The 13,856-nt window shown below is 68.4% G+C and carries 15 protein-coding genes and 4 tRNA genes; 7 read left to right on the top strand and 12 right to left on the bottom strand.

What is annotated here, in order from left to right:
* Positions 1-68: 68 nt before the first annotated feature.
* From nusG to ABTZ91_RS00175, 3 genes are all read right to left on the bottom strand, one after another.
* Positions 69-962, bottom strand: coding sequence for a transcription termination/antitermination protein NusG (gene nusG / locus ABTZ91_RS00165; RefSeq protein WP_352074825.1), 894 nt, complete (start codon positions 960-962; stop codon positions 69-71).
* A 44-nt stretch (positions 963-1,006) separates the two neighbouring features.
* A complete protein-coding gene (gene secE / locus ABTZ91_RS00170) occupies positions 1,007-1,294 on the bottom strand; it encodes a preprotein translocase subunit SecE (RefSeq protein WP_345486286.1) in 288 nt (95 codons plus the stop codon).
* A 106-nt stretch (positions 1,295-1,400) separates the two neighbouring features.
* Positions 1,401-1,473: transfer RNA gene (locus ABTZ91_RS00175), tRNA-Trp, on the bottom strand.
* A gap of 204 nt (positions 1,474-1,677) precedes the next feature.
* On the opposite strand from ABTZ91_RS00175, the gene ABTZ91_RS00180 reads away from it, so the two are divergent.
* Positions 1,678-2,904: a pyridoxal phosphate-dependent aminotransferase gene (locus ABTZ91_RS00180; RefSeq protein ID WP_352074826.1), complete on the top strand. Its 1,227-nt coding sequence runs from the start codon at positions 1,678-1,680 to the stop codon at positions 2,902-2,904.
* Positions 2,905-3,033: 129 nt separating this feature from the next.
* Positions 3,034-4,110, top strand: coding sequence for an adenosine deaminase (locus ABTZ91_RS00185; RefSeq protein ID WP_352074827.1), 1,077 nt, complete (start codon positions 3,034-3,036; stop codon positions 4,108-4,110).
* Between the two features lie 77 nt (positions 4,111-4,187).
* Here the strand turns inward: ABTZ91_RS00185 and ABTZ91_RS00190 are convergent, their stop codons facing one another.
* The 6 genes from ABTZ91_RS00190 to ABTZ91_RS00215 all read right to left on the bottom strand — a co-directional run bounded on the left by ABTZ91_RS00190 (position 4,188) and on the right by ABTZ91_RS00215 (position 6,753).
* Entirely contained in the window at positions 4,188-5,246 is a 1,059-nt protein-coding gene (locus ABTZ91_RS00190) for a UDP-N-acetylmuramate dehydrogenase (protein ID WP_407077870.1), read from the bottom strand.
* Positions 5,247-5,313: 67 nt separating this feature from the next.
* Positions 5,314-5,742 (bottom strand): MaoC family dehydratase, encoded by a 429-nt coding sequence (locus tag ABTZ91_RS00195; protein ID WP_352074828.1) that lies wholly within the window; start codon positions 5,740-5,742, stop codon positions 5,314-5,316.
* Between the two features lie 2 nt (positions 5,743-5,744).
* A complete protein-coding gene (locus ABTZ91_RS00200) occupies positions 5,745-6,197 on the bottom strand; it encodes a MaoC family dehydratase N-terminal domain-containing protein (RefSeq protein ID WP_352074829.1) in 453 nt (150 codons plus the stop codon).
* Between the two features lie 114 nt (positions 6,198-6,311).
* On the bottom strand, positions 6,312-6,476 hold the full coding sequence (gene rpmG / locus ABTZ91_RS00205) for a 50S ribosomal protein L33 (RefSeq protein ID WP_003956487.1): 165 nt from the start codon (positions 6,474-6,476) through the stop codon (positions 6,312-6,314).
* An 88-nt stretch (positions 6,477-6,564) separates the two neighbouring features.
* Positions 6,565-6,637 (bottom strand) — tRNA-Met (locus ABTZ91_RS00210).
* 43 nt (positions 6,638-6,680) lie between these two features.
* A tRNA-Thr gene (locus ABTZ91_RS00215) sits at positions 6,681-6,753 on the bottom strand.
* 207 nt (positions 6,754-6,960) lie between these two features.
* On the opposite strand from ABTZ91_RS00215, the gene ABTZ91_RS00220 reads away from it, so the two are divergent.
* Both ABTZ91_RS00220 and ABTZ91_RS00225 read left to right on the top strand, forming a co-directional pair.
* Entirely contained in the window at positions 6,961-8,235 is a 1,275-nt protein-coding gene (locus ABTZ91_RS00220; RefSeq protein WP_352074830.1) for an amidohydrolase family protein, read from the top strand.
* 2 nt (positions 8,236-8,237) lie between these two features.
* The gene (locus ABTZ91_RS00225; RefSeq protein WP_352074831.1) at positions 8,238-8,894 is read left to right on the top strand and encodes an SDR family oxidoreductase; all 657 of its coding nucleotides are present in this window, start codon (positions 8,238-8,240) and stop codon (positions 8,892-8,894) included.
* Between the two features lie 75 nt (positions 8,895-8,969).
* Here the strand turns inward: ABTZ91_RS00225 and ABTZ91_RS00230 are convergent.
* Positions 8,970-9,046: transfer RNA gene (locus ABTZ91_RS00230), tRNA-Tyr, on the bottom strand.
* Between the two features lie 131 nt (positions 9,047-9,177).
* On the opposite strand from ABTZ91_RS00230, the gene ABTZ91_RS00235 reads away from it, so the two are divergent.
* From ABTZ91_RS00235 to ABTZ91_RS00245, 3 genes are read left to right on the top strand one after another with little or no spacing between them, the layout of a single operon-like run.
* Entirely contained in the window at positions 9,178-11,379 is a 2,202-nt protein-coding gene (locus ABTZ91_RS00235) for a hypothetical protein (protein WP_352074832.1), read from the top strand.
* A 54-nt stretch (positions 11,380-11,433) separates the two neighbouring features.
* Positions 11,434-11,880 carry a winged helix-turn-helix domain-containing protein gene (locus ABTZ91_RS00240; protein WP_352074833.1) on the top strand — a complete coding sequence of 149 codons (447 nt, stop codon included), beginning with the start codon at positions 11,434-11,436 and terminating at the stop codon, positions 11,878-11,880.
* Between the two features lie 11 nt (positions 11,881-11,891).
* Complete coding sequence (locus tag ABTZ91_RS00245; RefSeq protein WP_352074834.1) at positions 11,892-12,458, top strand: HD domain-containing protein; 567 nt, start codon at positions 11,892-11,894, stop codon at positions 12,456-12,458.
* Here ABTZ91_RS00245 and ABTZ91_RS00250 read toward each other — a convergent pair.
* Positions 12,446-12,919, bottom strand: a complete 474-nt coding sequence (locus ABTZ91_RS00250; protein ID WP_352074835.1) for an NUDIX domain-containing protein — start codon at positions 12,917-12,919, stop codon at positions 12,446-12,448. The two genes, ABTZ91_RS00245 and ABTZ91_RS00250, sit on opposite strands and share 13 nt — an antisense overlap.
* Positions 12,916-13,686 carry a helix-turn-helix transcriptional regulator gene (locus ABTZ91_RS00255; RefSeq protein WP_352074836.1) on the bottom strand — a complete coding sequence of 257 codons (771 nt, stop codon included), beginning with the start codon at positions 13,684-13,686 and terminating at the stop codon, positions 12,916-12,918. Before ABTZ91_RS00255 ends, ABTZ91_RS00250 begins: the two co-directional genes overlap by 4 nt.
* Positions 13,687-13,856 lie beyond the last annotated feature (170 nt).

A 13,856-nucleotide genomic window follows, 5' to 3' on the forward strand; every position in this document is an offset into this window, starting at 1 on the left:
GCGGCCAAAAACCGAGCAGGTCAGAGCGGCTGTCACAGCCCCTCTGACCTGTCCGGAAACCTGGTGTGTCAGTTCTTCTGGATCTGGTCGAAGCTGAGCTCGACCGGGGTCTCGCGACCGAAGATCTCGACGAGGCCCTTGACCTTCTTCGAGTCGGCGTTGATCTCGTTGATCGTCGCCTGGAGGGTGGCGAAGGGGCCGTCGGTGACGGTGACCGAGTCGCCGACCTCGAAGTCCAGGACCTGCACCTCGACCTTGCGGGCCGGAGCCGGCTTGCCCTCGGCCTCGGCGGCCTCGCGGGCGGCCTTCTCCTCGGCCTCGGGGGCGAGCATCTTGACGATCTCGTCCAGGGTCAGCGGGTACGGGTCGTAGGCGTTGCCCACGAAGCCGGTCACGCCGGGCGTGTTGCGGACGACGCCCCAGGACTCGTTCGTCAGGTCCATGCGGACGAGCACGTAACCGGGCAGCTTGTTCTGCCGGACGTTCTTGCGCTCGCCGTTCTTGATCTGGACGATCTCTTCCTCGGGGACCTCGGCCTGGTAGATGAAGTCCTCGACGTTCAGCGAGACGGCACGCTGCTCCAGGTTGGCCTTCACGCGCTTCTCGTAGCCCGCGTAGGTGTGGATGACGTACCACTCGCCGGGCAGGCCGCGCAGCTCCTCGCGGAGCGCGGCGACGGGGTCGACCGGAGCGGCGGGCTCGGCGGCCTCTTCCGCGTCCTCGGTCTCGTCGGTCTCCTCGGCTTCGCCGGCCTCGGCCGACGCGGCCTCCTCGGCGGCCTCGACGTCGGCGCTCTCGGTGCCGTCGTCCTCGGTGTCCTCGGCCTCGACCTCGTCGGCCTCGATCGCGTCGGCCTCGACGTCCGCAGCCTCGTCCTGGTCCTCGTCGGCCGCCTCGACGATGTCGAGCTCGTCCTCGACGGACTCGGACTCGAAGGCGTCGTTCAGGTTCGCGTCAGACACGGTGGCTGCTTCTTCCTGCGATACAGATGGGGTGGAACAAAAAGTCAGCCGAAGACGTACTTGACTGCTTCCTGGAAGCCATAGTCAATCACGGTCACGAGGCCGATCATGATGACAACGAAGACAATCACCACAGTGGTGTACGTCGTCAGCTGGCCTCGCGTGGGCCAGACGACCTTGCGGAGTTCCGCGACGACCTGACGGTAGAAGAGCGCGAGACGGCCGAGAGGGCCCTTCTTGCCGCGCTTGCCGCCCTTCCGGGCCTTCTTCTTGGACTCCGGAGTGGCGTCTTCGGCATCAGGCATGTCGATGGAGCCTACGGCGTCCGTCACGATCTCTCACCTGATTCCGGGTCGTGGCCGTGCCGCGCCCGGGGTGGAGCCGCACGGCGGTGCAATGAAGTACGTACATGCGCACACAACCTGGCGGTGTGTGTAGCAGGGCCGGAGGGACTTGAACCCCCAACCGCCGGTTTTGGAGACCGGTGCTCTACCAATTGAGCTACGACCCTTTGTGGCTTCCCCAACCTACCGCATCGTGAGATGTGGTCGGTGCGGGCCAACGAGCAGTGAGTGTACGTGGTCATGGGCCCTCACGTCGAACAGAAACCGGTCCGACCTGCCGCCGGACCCGCCGACGACCGCGAATGACCGTTCCTGTCCGGTCCGTGAAACCTGTGTGCCGGGCCCGTTCGGGGTCTGGGACGATGGGCCGCATGAGCGCTGCTACCCCTCCCACCGAGCGCCGGGTCTCCGCCCGGATCGGTGCGATCTCCGAGTCCGCGACCCTCGCCGTCGACGCCAAGGCCAAGGCCCTCAAGGCCGCCGGGCGCCCGGTGATCGGTTTCGGCGCGGGTGAGCCCGACTTCCCCACGCCGGACTACATCGTCGAGGCGGCCGTGGAGGCCTGCAAGAACCCGAAGTACCACCGCTACACCCCGGCCGGCGGCCTGCCCGAGCTCAAGTCCGCCATCGCCGCCAAGACGCTGCGCGACTCCGGCTACGAGGTCGACGCCTCCCAGATCCTGGTCACCAACGGCGGTAAGCAGGCCATCTACGAGGCGTTCGCCGCGATCCTCGACCCGGGCGACGAGGTCATCGTCCCGGCCCCGTACTGGACCACGTACCCCGAGTCGATCCGCCTGGCCGGCGGCGTCCCGGTGGAGGTCGTGGCCGACGAGACGACCGGCTACCGGGTGTCGGTGGAGCAGCTGGAGGCGGCGCGCACGGAGCGGACCAAGGTCGTCCTCTTCGTCTCCCCCTCGAACCCGACCGGTGCCGTCTACAGCGAGGCCGACGCCGAGGCGATCGGCCGCTGGGCCGCCGAGCACGGGCTGTGGGTGCTCACCGACGAGATCTACGAGCACCTGGTCTACGGCGACGCGAAGTTCACCTCGCTCCCGGCGCTCGTGCCCGAGCTGCGCGACAAGTGCATCGTGGTCAACGGTGTCGCCAAGACCTACGCGATGACGGGCTGGCGGGTGGGCTGGATCATCGGCCCGAAGGACGTCGTGAAGGCCGCGACCAACCTGCAGTCGCACGCCACCTCCAACGTCAGCAACGTGGCGCAGGTCGCCGCGCTCGCCGCCGTGTCGGGGAACCTGGACGCGGTCGCCGAGATGCGCACCGCCTTCGACCGCCGCCGCCAGACGATCGTGCGGATGCTCAACGAGATCGAGGGCGTGTACTGCCCGACGCCGGAGGGCGCCTTCTACGCGTACCCGTCGGTGAAGGGGCTGCTCGGCAAGGAGATCCGAGGCAAGCGCCCGCAGGACTCGGTCGAGCTGGCCGCGCTGATCCTGGACGAGGTCGAGGTCGCCGTCGTCCCGGGCGAGGCCTTCGGCACGCCGGGCTACCTGCGTCTTTCGTACGCGCTGGGCGACGAGGACCTGGTGGAGGGCGTGTCCCGGATCCAGAAGCTGCTGGCCGAGGCGCGCGACTGAGCACATACCGATTTCGGTGACTGCGGGCCCCTGGTTCTCCGGAACCGGGGGCCCGTTCTCGCGTTCGGGCAAGGTCCCGATCGGGGAAACGGACTGTTCTCGTCCATTCGGGTGCGGCAGTATCGGCCGATGGAGCACGTTCACCGAGACCTCACCACCCTCCCCAAGGCCCATCTCCACCTGCACTTCACCGGCTCGATGCGGCCCTCGACCCTGCTGGAACTGGCCGACAAGTACGGGGTGCACCTCCCCGACGCCCTGAGGGGCGGCACTCCGCCGAAGCTGCGGGCCACGGACGAGCGCGGCTGGTTCCGCTTCCAGCGGCTCTACGACATCGCCCGCTCCTGCCTGCGCGAGCCGGAGGACATCCGGCGGCTGGTGCGCGAGGCGGCCGAGGAGGACGTCAGGGACGGCTCCGGCTGGCTGGAGATCCAGGTCGATCCGACCTCGTATGCGCCGCTGCTCGGCGGTCTGATCCCCGCCCTGGAGATCATCCTGGACGCGGTGGACGCCGCTTCCCGCGAGACCGGCCTCGGAATGCGGGTGCTGGTGGCGGCGAACCGGATGAAGCACCCCCTGGAGGCGCGCACGCTGGCCCGGCTCGCCGTGCGCTACGCGGACCGGGGCGTGGTCGGCTTCGGGCTCTCCAACGACGAGCGGCGGGGCATGGCGCGCGACTTCGACCGGGCCTTCGCCATCGCCCGTGACGGCGGGCTGCTCGCGGCCCCGCACGGCGGCGAGCTGACCGGGCCCGCCTCGGTCCGGGACTGCCTGGACGACCTGCGGGCGGCCCGGGTGGGGCACGGGGTGCGGGCGGCCGAGGACCCGCGCCTGCTGCGCAGGCTCGCGGAGCGCGGGGTGACGTGCGAGGTGTGCCCGTCGTCCAATGTGGCGCTCGGGGTGTACGAGAAGCCGCAGGACGTGCCGCTGCGGACGCTCTTCGAGGCGGGGGTGCCGATGGCGCTCGGCGCGGACGACCCGCTGCTCTTCGGCTCCCGGCTGGCGGCACAGTACGAGATCGCCCGCGAGCACCACGGCTTCACGGACGCGGAGCTCGCGGAGCTGGCCCGGCAGTCCGTGCGGGGCTCGGCGGCCCCGGAGGACGTACGGCGGAAGCTGCTGGCCGGGATCGACGACTGGCTGGCGGCCCCGGCGGGCGGCGCGACCGGGACGCAGGCGGAGGCGTCCGTGGCGGCCGGCGGCTAGCCGGTCGAACCCATCGGGCCGACCGGGGCCCGCTCAGAGCCCGGCGCGGTCGAACATTCGGGCCGCTCGGCGCCTGCTCAGAGCCCGACGCCGACCATCACCGGCTCGTTGACGAGGGTGATCCCGAAGGCGTCCTCGACACCGGCGACGACCTCGCGGGCGAGCGCCAGCAGGTCCTCGGTGGTGGCCTCGCCGCGGTTGGTGAGGGCGAGGGTGTGCTTGGTGGAGATCCGGGCGGGCCCGGAACCGTACCCCTTCACGAAGCCCGCCTTGTCGATCAGCCAGGCCGCGGAGGTCTTCACCGAGCCGTCCTCGCCGGCCGGGTAGGCGGGCGGGGTGACGTCGGGGCCGAGCCGCTCGGCGACGCGCGCGAGGAAGGCGGCGTACTGCCCGGCCGTCAGGATCGGGTTGGTGAAGAACGAGCCCGCCGACCACGTGTCGTGGTCCTCCGGGTCGAGGACCATGCCCTTGCCGGCGCGCAGCTTCAGGACGGTCTCCCGGGCCCGCGCGAGCGGCACCCGGTCACCCGCCTCGACGCCGAGGGCGCGGGCGGTCTCCGGGTACGCGAGGGGGGCGGACAGCCCGTCGGCGTCCTCCAGCTCGAAGCGGACCCGGAGGACCACATAGCGGTCGGGGTCCTGCTTGAAGCGGCTGTGCCGGTACGAGAAGGCGCACTCGGCGTTGGTGAGGACGACCGTCTCCTCGGCCCGGCGGTCGTACGCGACGACCTCGGTGATGGTGGCGGAGACGTCCTGCCCGTAGGCGCCGACGTTCTGGATGGGGGTCGCGCCGGCGGAGCCGGGGATGCCGGCCAGGCACTCGATCCCGGCGAGCCCGGCCTCGACGGTCCGCGCGACGGCGTCCGTCCAGACCTCACCGGCGGCGAGCTCCAGGCGGTTGCCGTCGAGGGCGAAGCCGCGGGTGGCGATGTGCAGGGCGGTGCCGTCGAAGCCCTTGTCGCCGATGACCAGGTTGGAACCGCCGCCGATGACGAGCAGCGGGGTCCCGGAGGCGTCGGCCTCGCGGACCGCGGCGATCACCTCGTCGTCCGTGGTGGCGGTGACGAGCCGGGTGGCGGGCCCGCCGAGCCGGAAGGTGGTCAGGGGGGCGAGGGGGGCGTCTTCGATGTGCTGCACGGGCTCAAGAGTACGGGGCCTATCTGTCCTGAAAGATGATCTGTCTTTCAGGACAGATAGACAGCCGTCAGGCCAGCCGGACCACGGCCCGGCTCATGCCCAGGACCTTCTGCCCGGCGCTGGTCGCCGTGATGTCGACCCGCACCTGCTGGTCGTCGAGCTTGGCGGCCACCTTCGCGGAGACCTCGATCACGGCGCCCTGGTCGTCGTTCGGGACGACGACCGGCTTGGTGAAGCGGACGCCGTACTCGACGACGGCGGCCGGGTCGCCGGCCCAGTCCGTCACGACGCGGATCGCCTCGGCCATGGTGAACATGCCGTGGGCGATGACGTCGGGCAGGCCGACCTCGCGGGCGAACTTCTCGTTCCAGTGGATCGGGTTGAAGTCACCGGAGGCGCCCGCGTACCGGACGAGGGTGGCGCGGGTCACGGGGAAGGTCTGCGCGGGCAGCTCGGTGCCGACCTCGACCTCGTCGTAGGCGATCTTCGCGGTCACGGTCAGGCCTCCTCGGGGGCGCGGGACACGAGCTTGGTCCAGGCGGTCACGACGTGCTCGCCGGTCTCGTCGTGGACCTCGCCGCGGATGTCCAGGATGTCGTTGCCGGCGAGGGACTTGATCGCCTCGATGGTGCTGGTCACGGAGAGGCGGTCGCCGGCGCGCACGGGGCGGGTGTAGGCGAACTTCTGGTCGCCGTGGACGACACGGCTGTAGTCCAGGCCCAGCTGGGGGTCCTCGATGACCTGGCCGGCGGCCTTGAAGGTGATGGCGAAGACGAAGGTCGGCGGGGCGACGACGTCGGGGTGGCCGAGGGCCTTGGCCGCCTCCGGGTCGGTGTACGCGGGATTGGCGTCCCCGATCGCCTCGGCGAACTCGCGGATCTTCTCGCGGCCGACCTCGTAGGGCGGGGTGGGCGGATAGGTCCGGCCCACGAAGGACTGGTCGAGCGCCATGGACTCGATACCTCCTGCTGGTCCTGCTGGATTGTTGCCTACAAACGCTGGTGCGTTGCCTACAAACGACGCGAGGCCGCCCCCGGCTGGGGACGGCCTCGTGTACGAGCCTGTTTAGCGCGTCTCGCGGTGCGCGGTGTGCGAGTTGCAGCGAGGGCAGTGCTTCTTCATCTCAAGACGGTCCGGGTTGTTACGCCGGTTCTTCTTGGTGATGTAGTTCCGCTCCTTGCACTCCACGCAGGCCAGCGTGATCTTCGGGCGGACGTCGGTGGCAGCCACGTGAGTGCTCCTTGACGGACGGGTGGACGGATGAACGCAGAAAAGAGTAGCCGATCGTAGGACCGACCCCACAATCGGCTACTGAGGGTAGCGGTGACCGGACTTGAACCGGTGACACAGCGATTATGAGCCGCTTGCTCTACCGACTGAGCTACACCGCTTTGATGATCCGGATCCCGCCCGAAGGCGGGTCCTTCTCACCAGAGCCCCAATACGGAATCGAACCGTAGACCTTCTCCTTACCATGGAGACGCTCTGCCGACTGAGCTATTGGGGCGAGCGAGGAAGACATTACACGGTCCTCCGCCCATCACCCAAATCCGTTTCCGCGGGTACCCGCGCGCACGCGTCCCCACCCCCTCCTAGGCCACTCGTGCCCTCATCAGTACGACTATTGCGCTCCTCCTCGAAGGCGGTCGGGGCCGCCCCTAGGCTCGGGCCCACGCTGCGTGATCTTGATCTTGGCGAGCCCGTGAGGAGCCCGATGTCAGCCGACAGCAAGCAGCCCCAGCCGCCGCCCGACGACCGGCCCGCGGCCGCCGCGGCCGAGGCCACGTCACTGCTGCTCTCGAACGCGCGGCTCACCGACGGCCGCACCGTCGACGTGCGGCTCGGCGGCGGCCGGATCGAGGCCGTCGGCACCGCGGGCAGCCTCACCGCCGTCGGAGCCCGCGTCGACCTCGCCGGCTACCTGCTGCTGCCCGCCCCCGCCGAGCCCCACGCGCACGCCGACACCGCGCTCACCGCCGACTCCCCCGGCCCCGTCTCGTACGCCGCCGAGGAGGTCCAGCGCCGGGCCACCGAGGCCGCACTGCTCCAGCTCGGACACGGGGCGACCGCGCTGCGCGCCCATGTGCGGATCGGCGACGTGCACGGCCTCGGGCCGCTGGAGGCCGTGCTCCAGGCCCGGCGCTCGCTGCGGGGCCTCGCCGACCTGACGGCCGTGGCGGCGCCCCGGCTGCTGACCGGCGCGGCCGGGGCCGACGGGCTGGCGATGCTGCGGGACGCGGTGAAGATGGGCGCCGGGGTGGTCGGCGGCTGTCCGGACCTGGACCCGGACCCGACGGGTTACGTGGAGGCGGTCCTGGGGGTGGCCGCCGAGCACGGCTGCCCGGTGGACCTGCACATCGACGGTGACGACCCGGCCCGGCTCGCCCGGCTGGCGGCGATGGCCGGCGGGTTGCGGCCCGGGGTGACCATCGGGCCCTGCGCCGGGCTCGGCCGGCTGCCGGCCGAGCAGGCACGGCGTGCGGCGGACCAGCTGGCGGCGGCCGGGGTGACGGTGGTCTGTCTGCCGCAGGGGGGCTGCGGGGCCACCGAGCTGCGCGGCGCGGCCCCGGTGCGGCTGCTGCGGGCCGCCGGGGTGCGGGTCGCGGCGGGTGGCGGGGCGCTGCGGGACCTCTCCAACCCGGTGGGGCGGGGCGATCCGCTGGAGGCGGCGTATCTGCTGGCCTCGCTGGGCGGTCTGGGGCCGCAGGAGGCGTACGGGGCGGTGAGCACGGGCGCGCGGGCGGCGATGGGTCTGCCGGAGGTACGGGTGGAGGCGGGCTTCCCGGCGGAGCTGCTCGCGGTGCGGGGGACGCGGCTGGCGGGCGTGCTGTCCCTCGCGTACAGCCGGATCGTGGTGCACCGGGGGCGGGTGGTGGCCCGGACGAGTGCGGTGCGGGAGTACTGCGACTCGGCGGCGGCGCTCGATCTGCCGCGGCAGGCGCGGCCGGACTCGGGAGGCCCGGCGGGGCCCGGGGCCGTACGGTCGTGAGTATGCGCGTAGTCATCGCTGGAGGACACGGAAAGATCGCCCTGCGTCTGGAGCGGCTGCTCGTCGCGGGCGGACACGAGCCGGTGGGGATCATCCGCCGCCCCGACCAGGCCGACGACCTGCGGGAGGCGGGCGCCGAACCGGCCCTGATGGACCTGGAGTCGGCCTCGGTGGAGGAGGTCGCGGGCATTCTGCAGGGCGCCGACGCGGCCGTCTTCGCGGCCGGCGCGGGCCCGGGCAGCGACGCGGCCCGCAAGGAGACGGTGGACCGGGGCGCGTGCGTGCTGCTCGCGGACGCGGCGGAACGCGTGGGCGTACGCCGTTTCCTCGTCGTCTCCTCGATGGGCGCCCAGGCGGGCCACGAGGGCGACGCCGTCTTCGACGCCTACCTGCGCGCCAAGGGCGCCGCGGACGACGACGTCCGCTCCCGCAAGGGCCTGGACTGGACGATCCTGCGGCCCGGCATGCTCACCGACGACGCCGGCACGGGCCTGGTCCGCCTGGAGGCCCACACCGGCCGCGGCCCGATCCCCCGCGACGACGTGGCCGCGGTCCTCGCCGAACTCCTCGACACCCCGGCCACGGCGGGCCTGACCCTGGAACTGATCTCCGGCTCCACCCCGGTGGCGGTCGCGGTCCGGGACGTCGCGGGCAACTGACCGCCCGGGCCCGGAAAGCCGCCGCACAACGAGAGAAGGTCCCCGGTGCGAACACCGGGGACCTTCTGCATCGCGTGGCGGCGCCAGGATTCGAACCTGGGTAGGCTAAGCCGACGGATTTACAGTCCGCTGCCCTACGTCTGGGCAACGCCTTTCTGAGCTGTGCGAGTTCCCTGACCACAAGGTTGTGCCGCCACCTCCGTCCACACCTCGTCCAGGCCCGTGCGGCCACGGCCGTCAACGTCGGAGACAGACCGATGGGCAGCCAGGCAAGATGACGGCCATGGCACGCCGGGGGCGCACTGCGCACGTTCTCAAGTTGGTCTTCTGGGCTGCCCTCAGCGTAGGGGGCCTCATCTGGACGGTGTTCGCTCTCCAGCGGGTGAAACTGGAGGACGCTGACACCGCAGGGGTGCTTACGGTGTTGCCTGGCGCTCTAGGCGCTGCCTTCGGCGCGTGGGGAGTGTTGGTCGGCATCAAAGGTCTACGCGCCCAGCGCACTCCCGAGGTCATCGCAGCGGAGCTAGCCCAGCTCGTCCTCCGAGCCGAGGGGCGCCAGTATCGTCAACTCCTAGCCAGCGGACAGGAAGCACCCCACGGCAGGATCGACGTCGCCTTTACCGCAGCGTCCCCGGACGTAAGCGGTTCCGCTACAACCGGCAGCTTGGAATCGGTCGCTCCCTACTACCGTCAGCTGAAGCCCGGCAGGCTGGTTATCACGGGAACGCCCTCGCCACCAGCAAACACTAGTTCGAGTAGCGATGCAGGCGCCGGCAAGACGGTTCTCGCGCTTGCCCTACTGCTCGACCTTGTCCGCGAACGCTCCGCCGGAGAGCCGGTCCCCATCCGCCTGACAGCATCTTCTTGGCCAGGTGGGGAGATCCGAACTTGGCTCACCGAGCAGCTGATTCATTCATACGGCTTAAATCGGCGAGATGCCCTCCAGGTAGTTGAAGCGGATCTCGTTTTCCCTGTGATCGACGGTCTCGACGAGATGGACAAGCGGAATGAAGTCGGCTATACATCGCGCGCTTCTAACCTCGTTCGCGCAGTCGAAAGGTTTGAAAGTGGTGGGCTGCATCGCCCTGTAGTCATCACTTCCCGCCGAGAGCACTACGACGAGCTAATCTCTCTCGACACTCAACCGCGCAGAGTTGCCCATCTCACGATTCTACCGGTCGATGCCGCCAGAGCGCATAAGTACCTGCTGGATCGGATTGCGAATACTCCCGTTAGCTTGCAACGATGGAGACCCATCCTCACGGCACTGGAGGAGGCGGCCTCGCCGAGTGGGACTCATCGGCTAGACTGCATCGCACTTTCCCGGGCCCTTGACACGCCATGGCGACTAACACTGGCGATAACGGTATTCCAGGAAAGGACGCCAGATGGATCTTACGCGCGGAATCCCTCCGACTTGCTCACCTTGGCGGCAAGCGGGCGACTTTATGAATTCCTTCTCGATCGATTCGTTGGGGCCACAATCTCCGCGCATCAGATCGGCGAGCCCGACAGAATCGGAACCCGCAAGTCGGGCCCGATTCGGCACCTAGAGGCGCAATACACCTGGAAGTACCTTGCAACGCTTGCCCGCTACCTAAACTCAAACGCCACAGGAACGGGTGGCTCCCCGAGAATCATTGATGGGCGCCCCCTCAGCAGCACAGACATCATCCCTCACGAACTTTGGCCAGCCGCCGGACTACGCCTCCCCCGGTGGGTGGAGCGATTTCTTATCGGGTCACTCGCCACGGCCACCGCAGTGATCGGTTGGCGTTACTCGGCTGCTCGAATCGAGATGCCCTTCGAAATTTACCTTTCAATCACAGTTCTTGCCGTGCTCGTTTTCACCTTCGTTCTGGCAGGGCAAGCCTGGCCGTCTCCTCAACATGTTGACTTGCGCTGGTTTCGATCGCCTGCCTATAGGCGCCAGCTGCTGAGAGATATCGCCATTACCTTCACAGTGGCCCTCCTCGTAAGCTCCCTTTTCGGAATTTATCAGCTTTACACGGGGAAGAACCTGAGGGAGGCTGTAACAGGGGCTACCGCTCTTGGCGTCACGTTGGGTCTCATCAACTCGCTATCGGAGACCCTACGGGAAAAGATCCTCTCCACGCATAGTCGCGCAGTCACAAATCCTCGTGAAATCATCCGAGAAGACTCGGCAATTCTCTCCTTCTACATTCTCGGCTCATCGGTAGTTGCGGGCGTCATTACAGTCACGCAAGATGGGCCCCTCGTCTGGGTGCCAGGCATTATGATCGGGGGCTTCCTACTAGCCTTCCTTCTCAAGTCCGGGCGCGCCTCAGTGCGGTACTGGATTTTCCTCGCCTATACCAGGAGGAAACTGCCTCTACGGCTCTGCCGCTTCCTCGATGCCGCCTACCAAGTGGGCATTCTTCGAGTCTCAGGAACAGCTTGGCAGTTCCGGCATCGAGAATTGCAGGATCACTTGGCGATCCGCCCGAGCCATCCGATCATCTAGTGTAAATCGAGAATCGCGTCTGCCTAAAATCGGCATCAAAGCGGAGGAATCACAGTGGTAAGCCGTAGCCCGCGAGGGACATATTTGCTAGTTGCGGAAAAGCTGCGGGGGGACATCACTGAAGGATTGATCGAAGAAGAACTACCCTCTGAAGCCTCTCTAATGCAGCTACACAAAGTATCTCGCAATACTGTGCGGCGCGCCCTGAAAGAGCTTGAGAAGATGCACCTCATCGCACCAGTCCCTGGCATCGGATGGCGCGTCACTCAAGACGGTTCGATCACACCACTTTCCGATCGGATGGTCGCTTTGATCTCAGAGGACGGTCTGAAAATCGGTGATCGTTACCCATCCGAAGCTGCCCTCTGCCAGAGATTCGGTGTGTCGCGTACGGCCGTTCGACGTGCTCTAGCCCTCATGGAGGGAAGTGGGCTCCTGAACACCGTCCGGGGCAAGGGGCGAACCGTGCGTGCGCTCCCGGCTTCGCCCGAGCAGCCGTAACCTTGGCACCCATGGGGCTTACTGAGTGGGCGTACTCGCTCTCCGAATCGCTGCTGTCCGAGCCGTTGCCGCGCCGGTGGGCACACTCCCTGGGGGTCGCCAAGCGGGCTCGGTCCCTGAGCCCGATCCTCGGGAAGGACGCCGAGCTGTTGGAGGCCGCAGCCGTCCTGCACGACATCGGCTACTCGCCCTCCATCGCCACCACCGGCTTTCACCCGCTCGACGGCGCCCGGTTCCTGCGCGACCAGGAGGGGGGCGACGAGCGGGTCGTACGGCTCGTCGCTCATCACTCCTGCGCGCTCCTGGAGGCCGAGGAGCGAGGGCTCCGGCATGAGCTGGAGACGGAGTTCGAGCTGGAGCGGCCGGAGCTGGTGGACGCGCTCATCGTGTCCGACATGACGACGACGCCGGACGGCGAGCACACCACGCCGGCGGCCCGGCTGGACGAGATCGTGCAGCGGTACGGCCCGGACACGATCGTCGGCCGCTTCATCCAGCGGGCGGCGCCGGAGATCTACGCCGCCAACGACCGCGTGGAGCGCCGCCTGGCCGCTGCGGCCGGCGCTCAACCGATGTAGGGCTCGCGGCGGGACTCATCCAGGCCGTGCGCGATGCGCAACCGCATGGACGGGTGAATGTCCAGGTCATCGAGGTCCGCGGGGTCCACCCAGCGGACCTCTTTGGACTCACTGCTGGTGCGGAGATCACCCCCCACGGCGTGAGCCCTGAAGCAGATCGAGAACTGCTGCCGCACCTCGCCGTCGTCGTACGCGAGCACGTGTTCAGGGTCCGTGTAGAGCCCGACGATGCCGTCCACCTCAACACGGATCCCGGTTTCCTCCTCCACCTCGCGGACGGCCGTGTCGGCGATGCGCTCGCCGATGTCGTGGCCACCACCGGGAAGGGCCCACAAGTCATTGTCCGTCTTGTGGATCAACAGCAGCCGACCAGCCGCGTCTCGGACGACGGCCGTGACCGAGGGCACGACGGAGTTCGCCTTGGGAGCCGTCGGGTCGCGGAAGTAGTCGATGCGGCTCATGAGCCCGCACCTCCCAGATCGAAGGGCGACGAGATGGGTCGGGCGCTCTCCCAGACTCGCTCAACGCTCTCAGCGTAGGCGTCGAATAGCTCGCCCCCGGGGACGCGCTGAAGGTGCAGGACCGGCGCCAGGTAGGCGCCGACGCCGTACAGGTGGCCGTTGGCCAGCATCTCGTCATCCGCCCGATAGATCGAGTTGTAGAGCGTGGTGGAGTGCAGCCGGAACTCCACCCCGGGCAGCCCGAACAACTGCGCGTAGTTGACCAGCGCGTTGCGAATTTTGCTCGCCATCGCACCACCGATGCCCTCGTCCGCCCCGCGCACGGCGACCGCGGCGGAATCGGGGTCGCCCAGCATGAACCGCACCGGGACGCCGGCCGCCGACTTCTCCTTGACAACCTGGTGGAAGGCGGCGTCCTCAGTGAGCCAGAAGCCCGAGTAGACCAACACGTCGAAGTGCCGCGTTGCTCGGGCATACAGCTGCGGCCACAGCCGGTTCGGGACGACCGAACGGTGCGGATACAGCCTCACCAGCTCAGCGTTGCCGGCCTCCGTGACCTCCGCCGCCGTCCGCTCCTCCGGCCACAGATACGACACCTCGCGCTGGAGGAGCGATGCCGTCGCGTACTTGAAGCGGCGGTACGGCTGACGCTTGGGATCGTTGATCCAGCGCTCCACCGTCTTGGCGGACACCCCTAACCGATCGGCGACCTGATCGAGCGTCATGCCGCTCTCCACGATCGCACCGCGAAGCCGCTCGTTGGCCATGCCGTGCACTCCCCCCGTCAGGGACGACTTGGGACGACTGCACCGTAGCGAAGACGTCCTGAAGTCGTACATGCGCGGAGTCCAGCGTCTGCCGTGATCGAGCCAAGCTGAATGCATCGAGCGGGACGGACTCGCAGCCTCAAAGAAGCAAGGGACTTGACGATGCGAAT

Source organism: Streptomyces sp. NPDC126499, assembly GCF_040302485.1.
In the GTDB taxonomy this organism is placed as follows: Bacteria; Actinomycetota; Actinomycetes; order Streptomycetales; family Streptomycetaceae; genus Streptomyces.

What these genes read in the sequence shown, in the direction of transcription:
- ABTZ91_RS00220 (WP_352074830.1), top strand. Translation starts at nt 6,961, where the DNA reads ATGTCAGCCGACAGCAAGCAGCCCCAGCCGCCGCCCGACGACCGGCCC.
- ABTZ91_RS00255 (WP_352074836.1), bottom strand. Translation starts at nt 13,686, where the DNA reads ATGGCCAACGAGCGGCTTCGCGGTGCGATCGTGGAGAGCGGCATGACG.
- ABTZ91_RS00200 (WP_352074829.1), bottom strand. Translation starts at nt 6,197, where the DNA reads ATGGCGCTCGACCAGTCCTTCGTGGGCCGGACCTATCCGCCCACCCCG.
- ABTZ91_RS00250 (WP_352074835.1), bottom strand. Translation starts at nt 12,919, where the DNA reads ATGAGCCGCATCGACTACTTCCGCGACCCGACGGCTCCCAAGGCGAAC.
- ABTZ91_RS00225 (WP_352074831.1), top strand. Translation starts at nt 8,238, where the DNA reads ATGCGCGTAGTCATCGCTGGAGGACACGGAAAGATCGCCCTGCGTCTG.
- ABTZ91_RS00245 (WP_352074834.1), top strand. Translation starts at nt 11,892, where the DNA reads ATGGGGCTTACTGAGTGGGCGTACTCGCTCTCCGAATCGCTGCTGTCC.
- ABTZ91_RS00180 (WP_352074826.1), top strand. Translation starts at nt 1,678, where the DNA reads ATGAGCGCTGCTACCCCTCCCACCGAGCGCCGGGTCTCCGCCCGGATC.
- ABTZ91_RS00185 (WP_352074827.1), top strand. Translation starts at nt 3,034, where the DNA reads ATGGAGCACGTTCACCGAGACCTCACCACCCTCCCCAAGGCCCATCTC.
- ABTZ91_RS00235 (WP_352074832.1), top strand. Translation starts at nt 9,178, where the DNA reads ATGGCACGCCGGGGGCGCACTGCGCACGTTCTCAAGTTGGTCTTCTGG.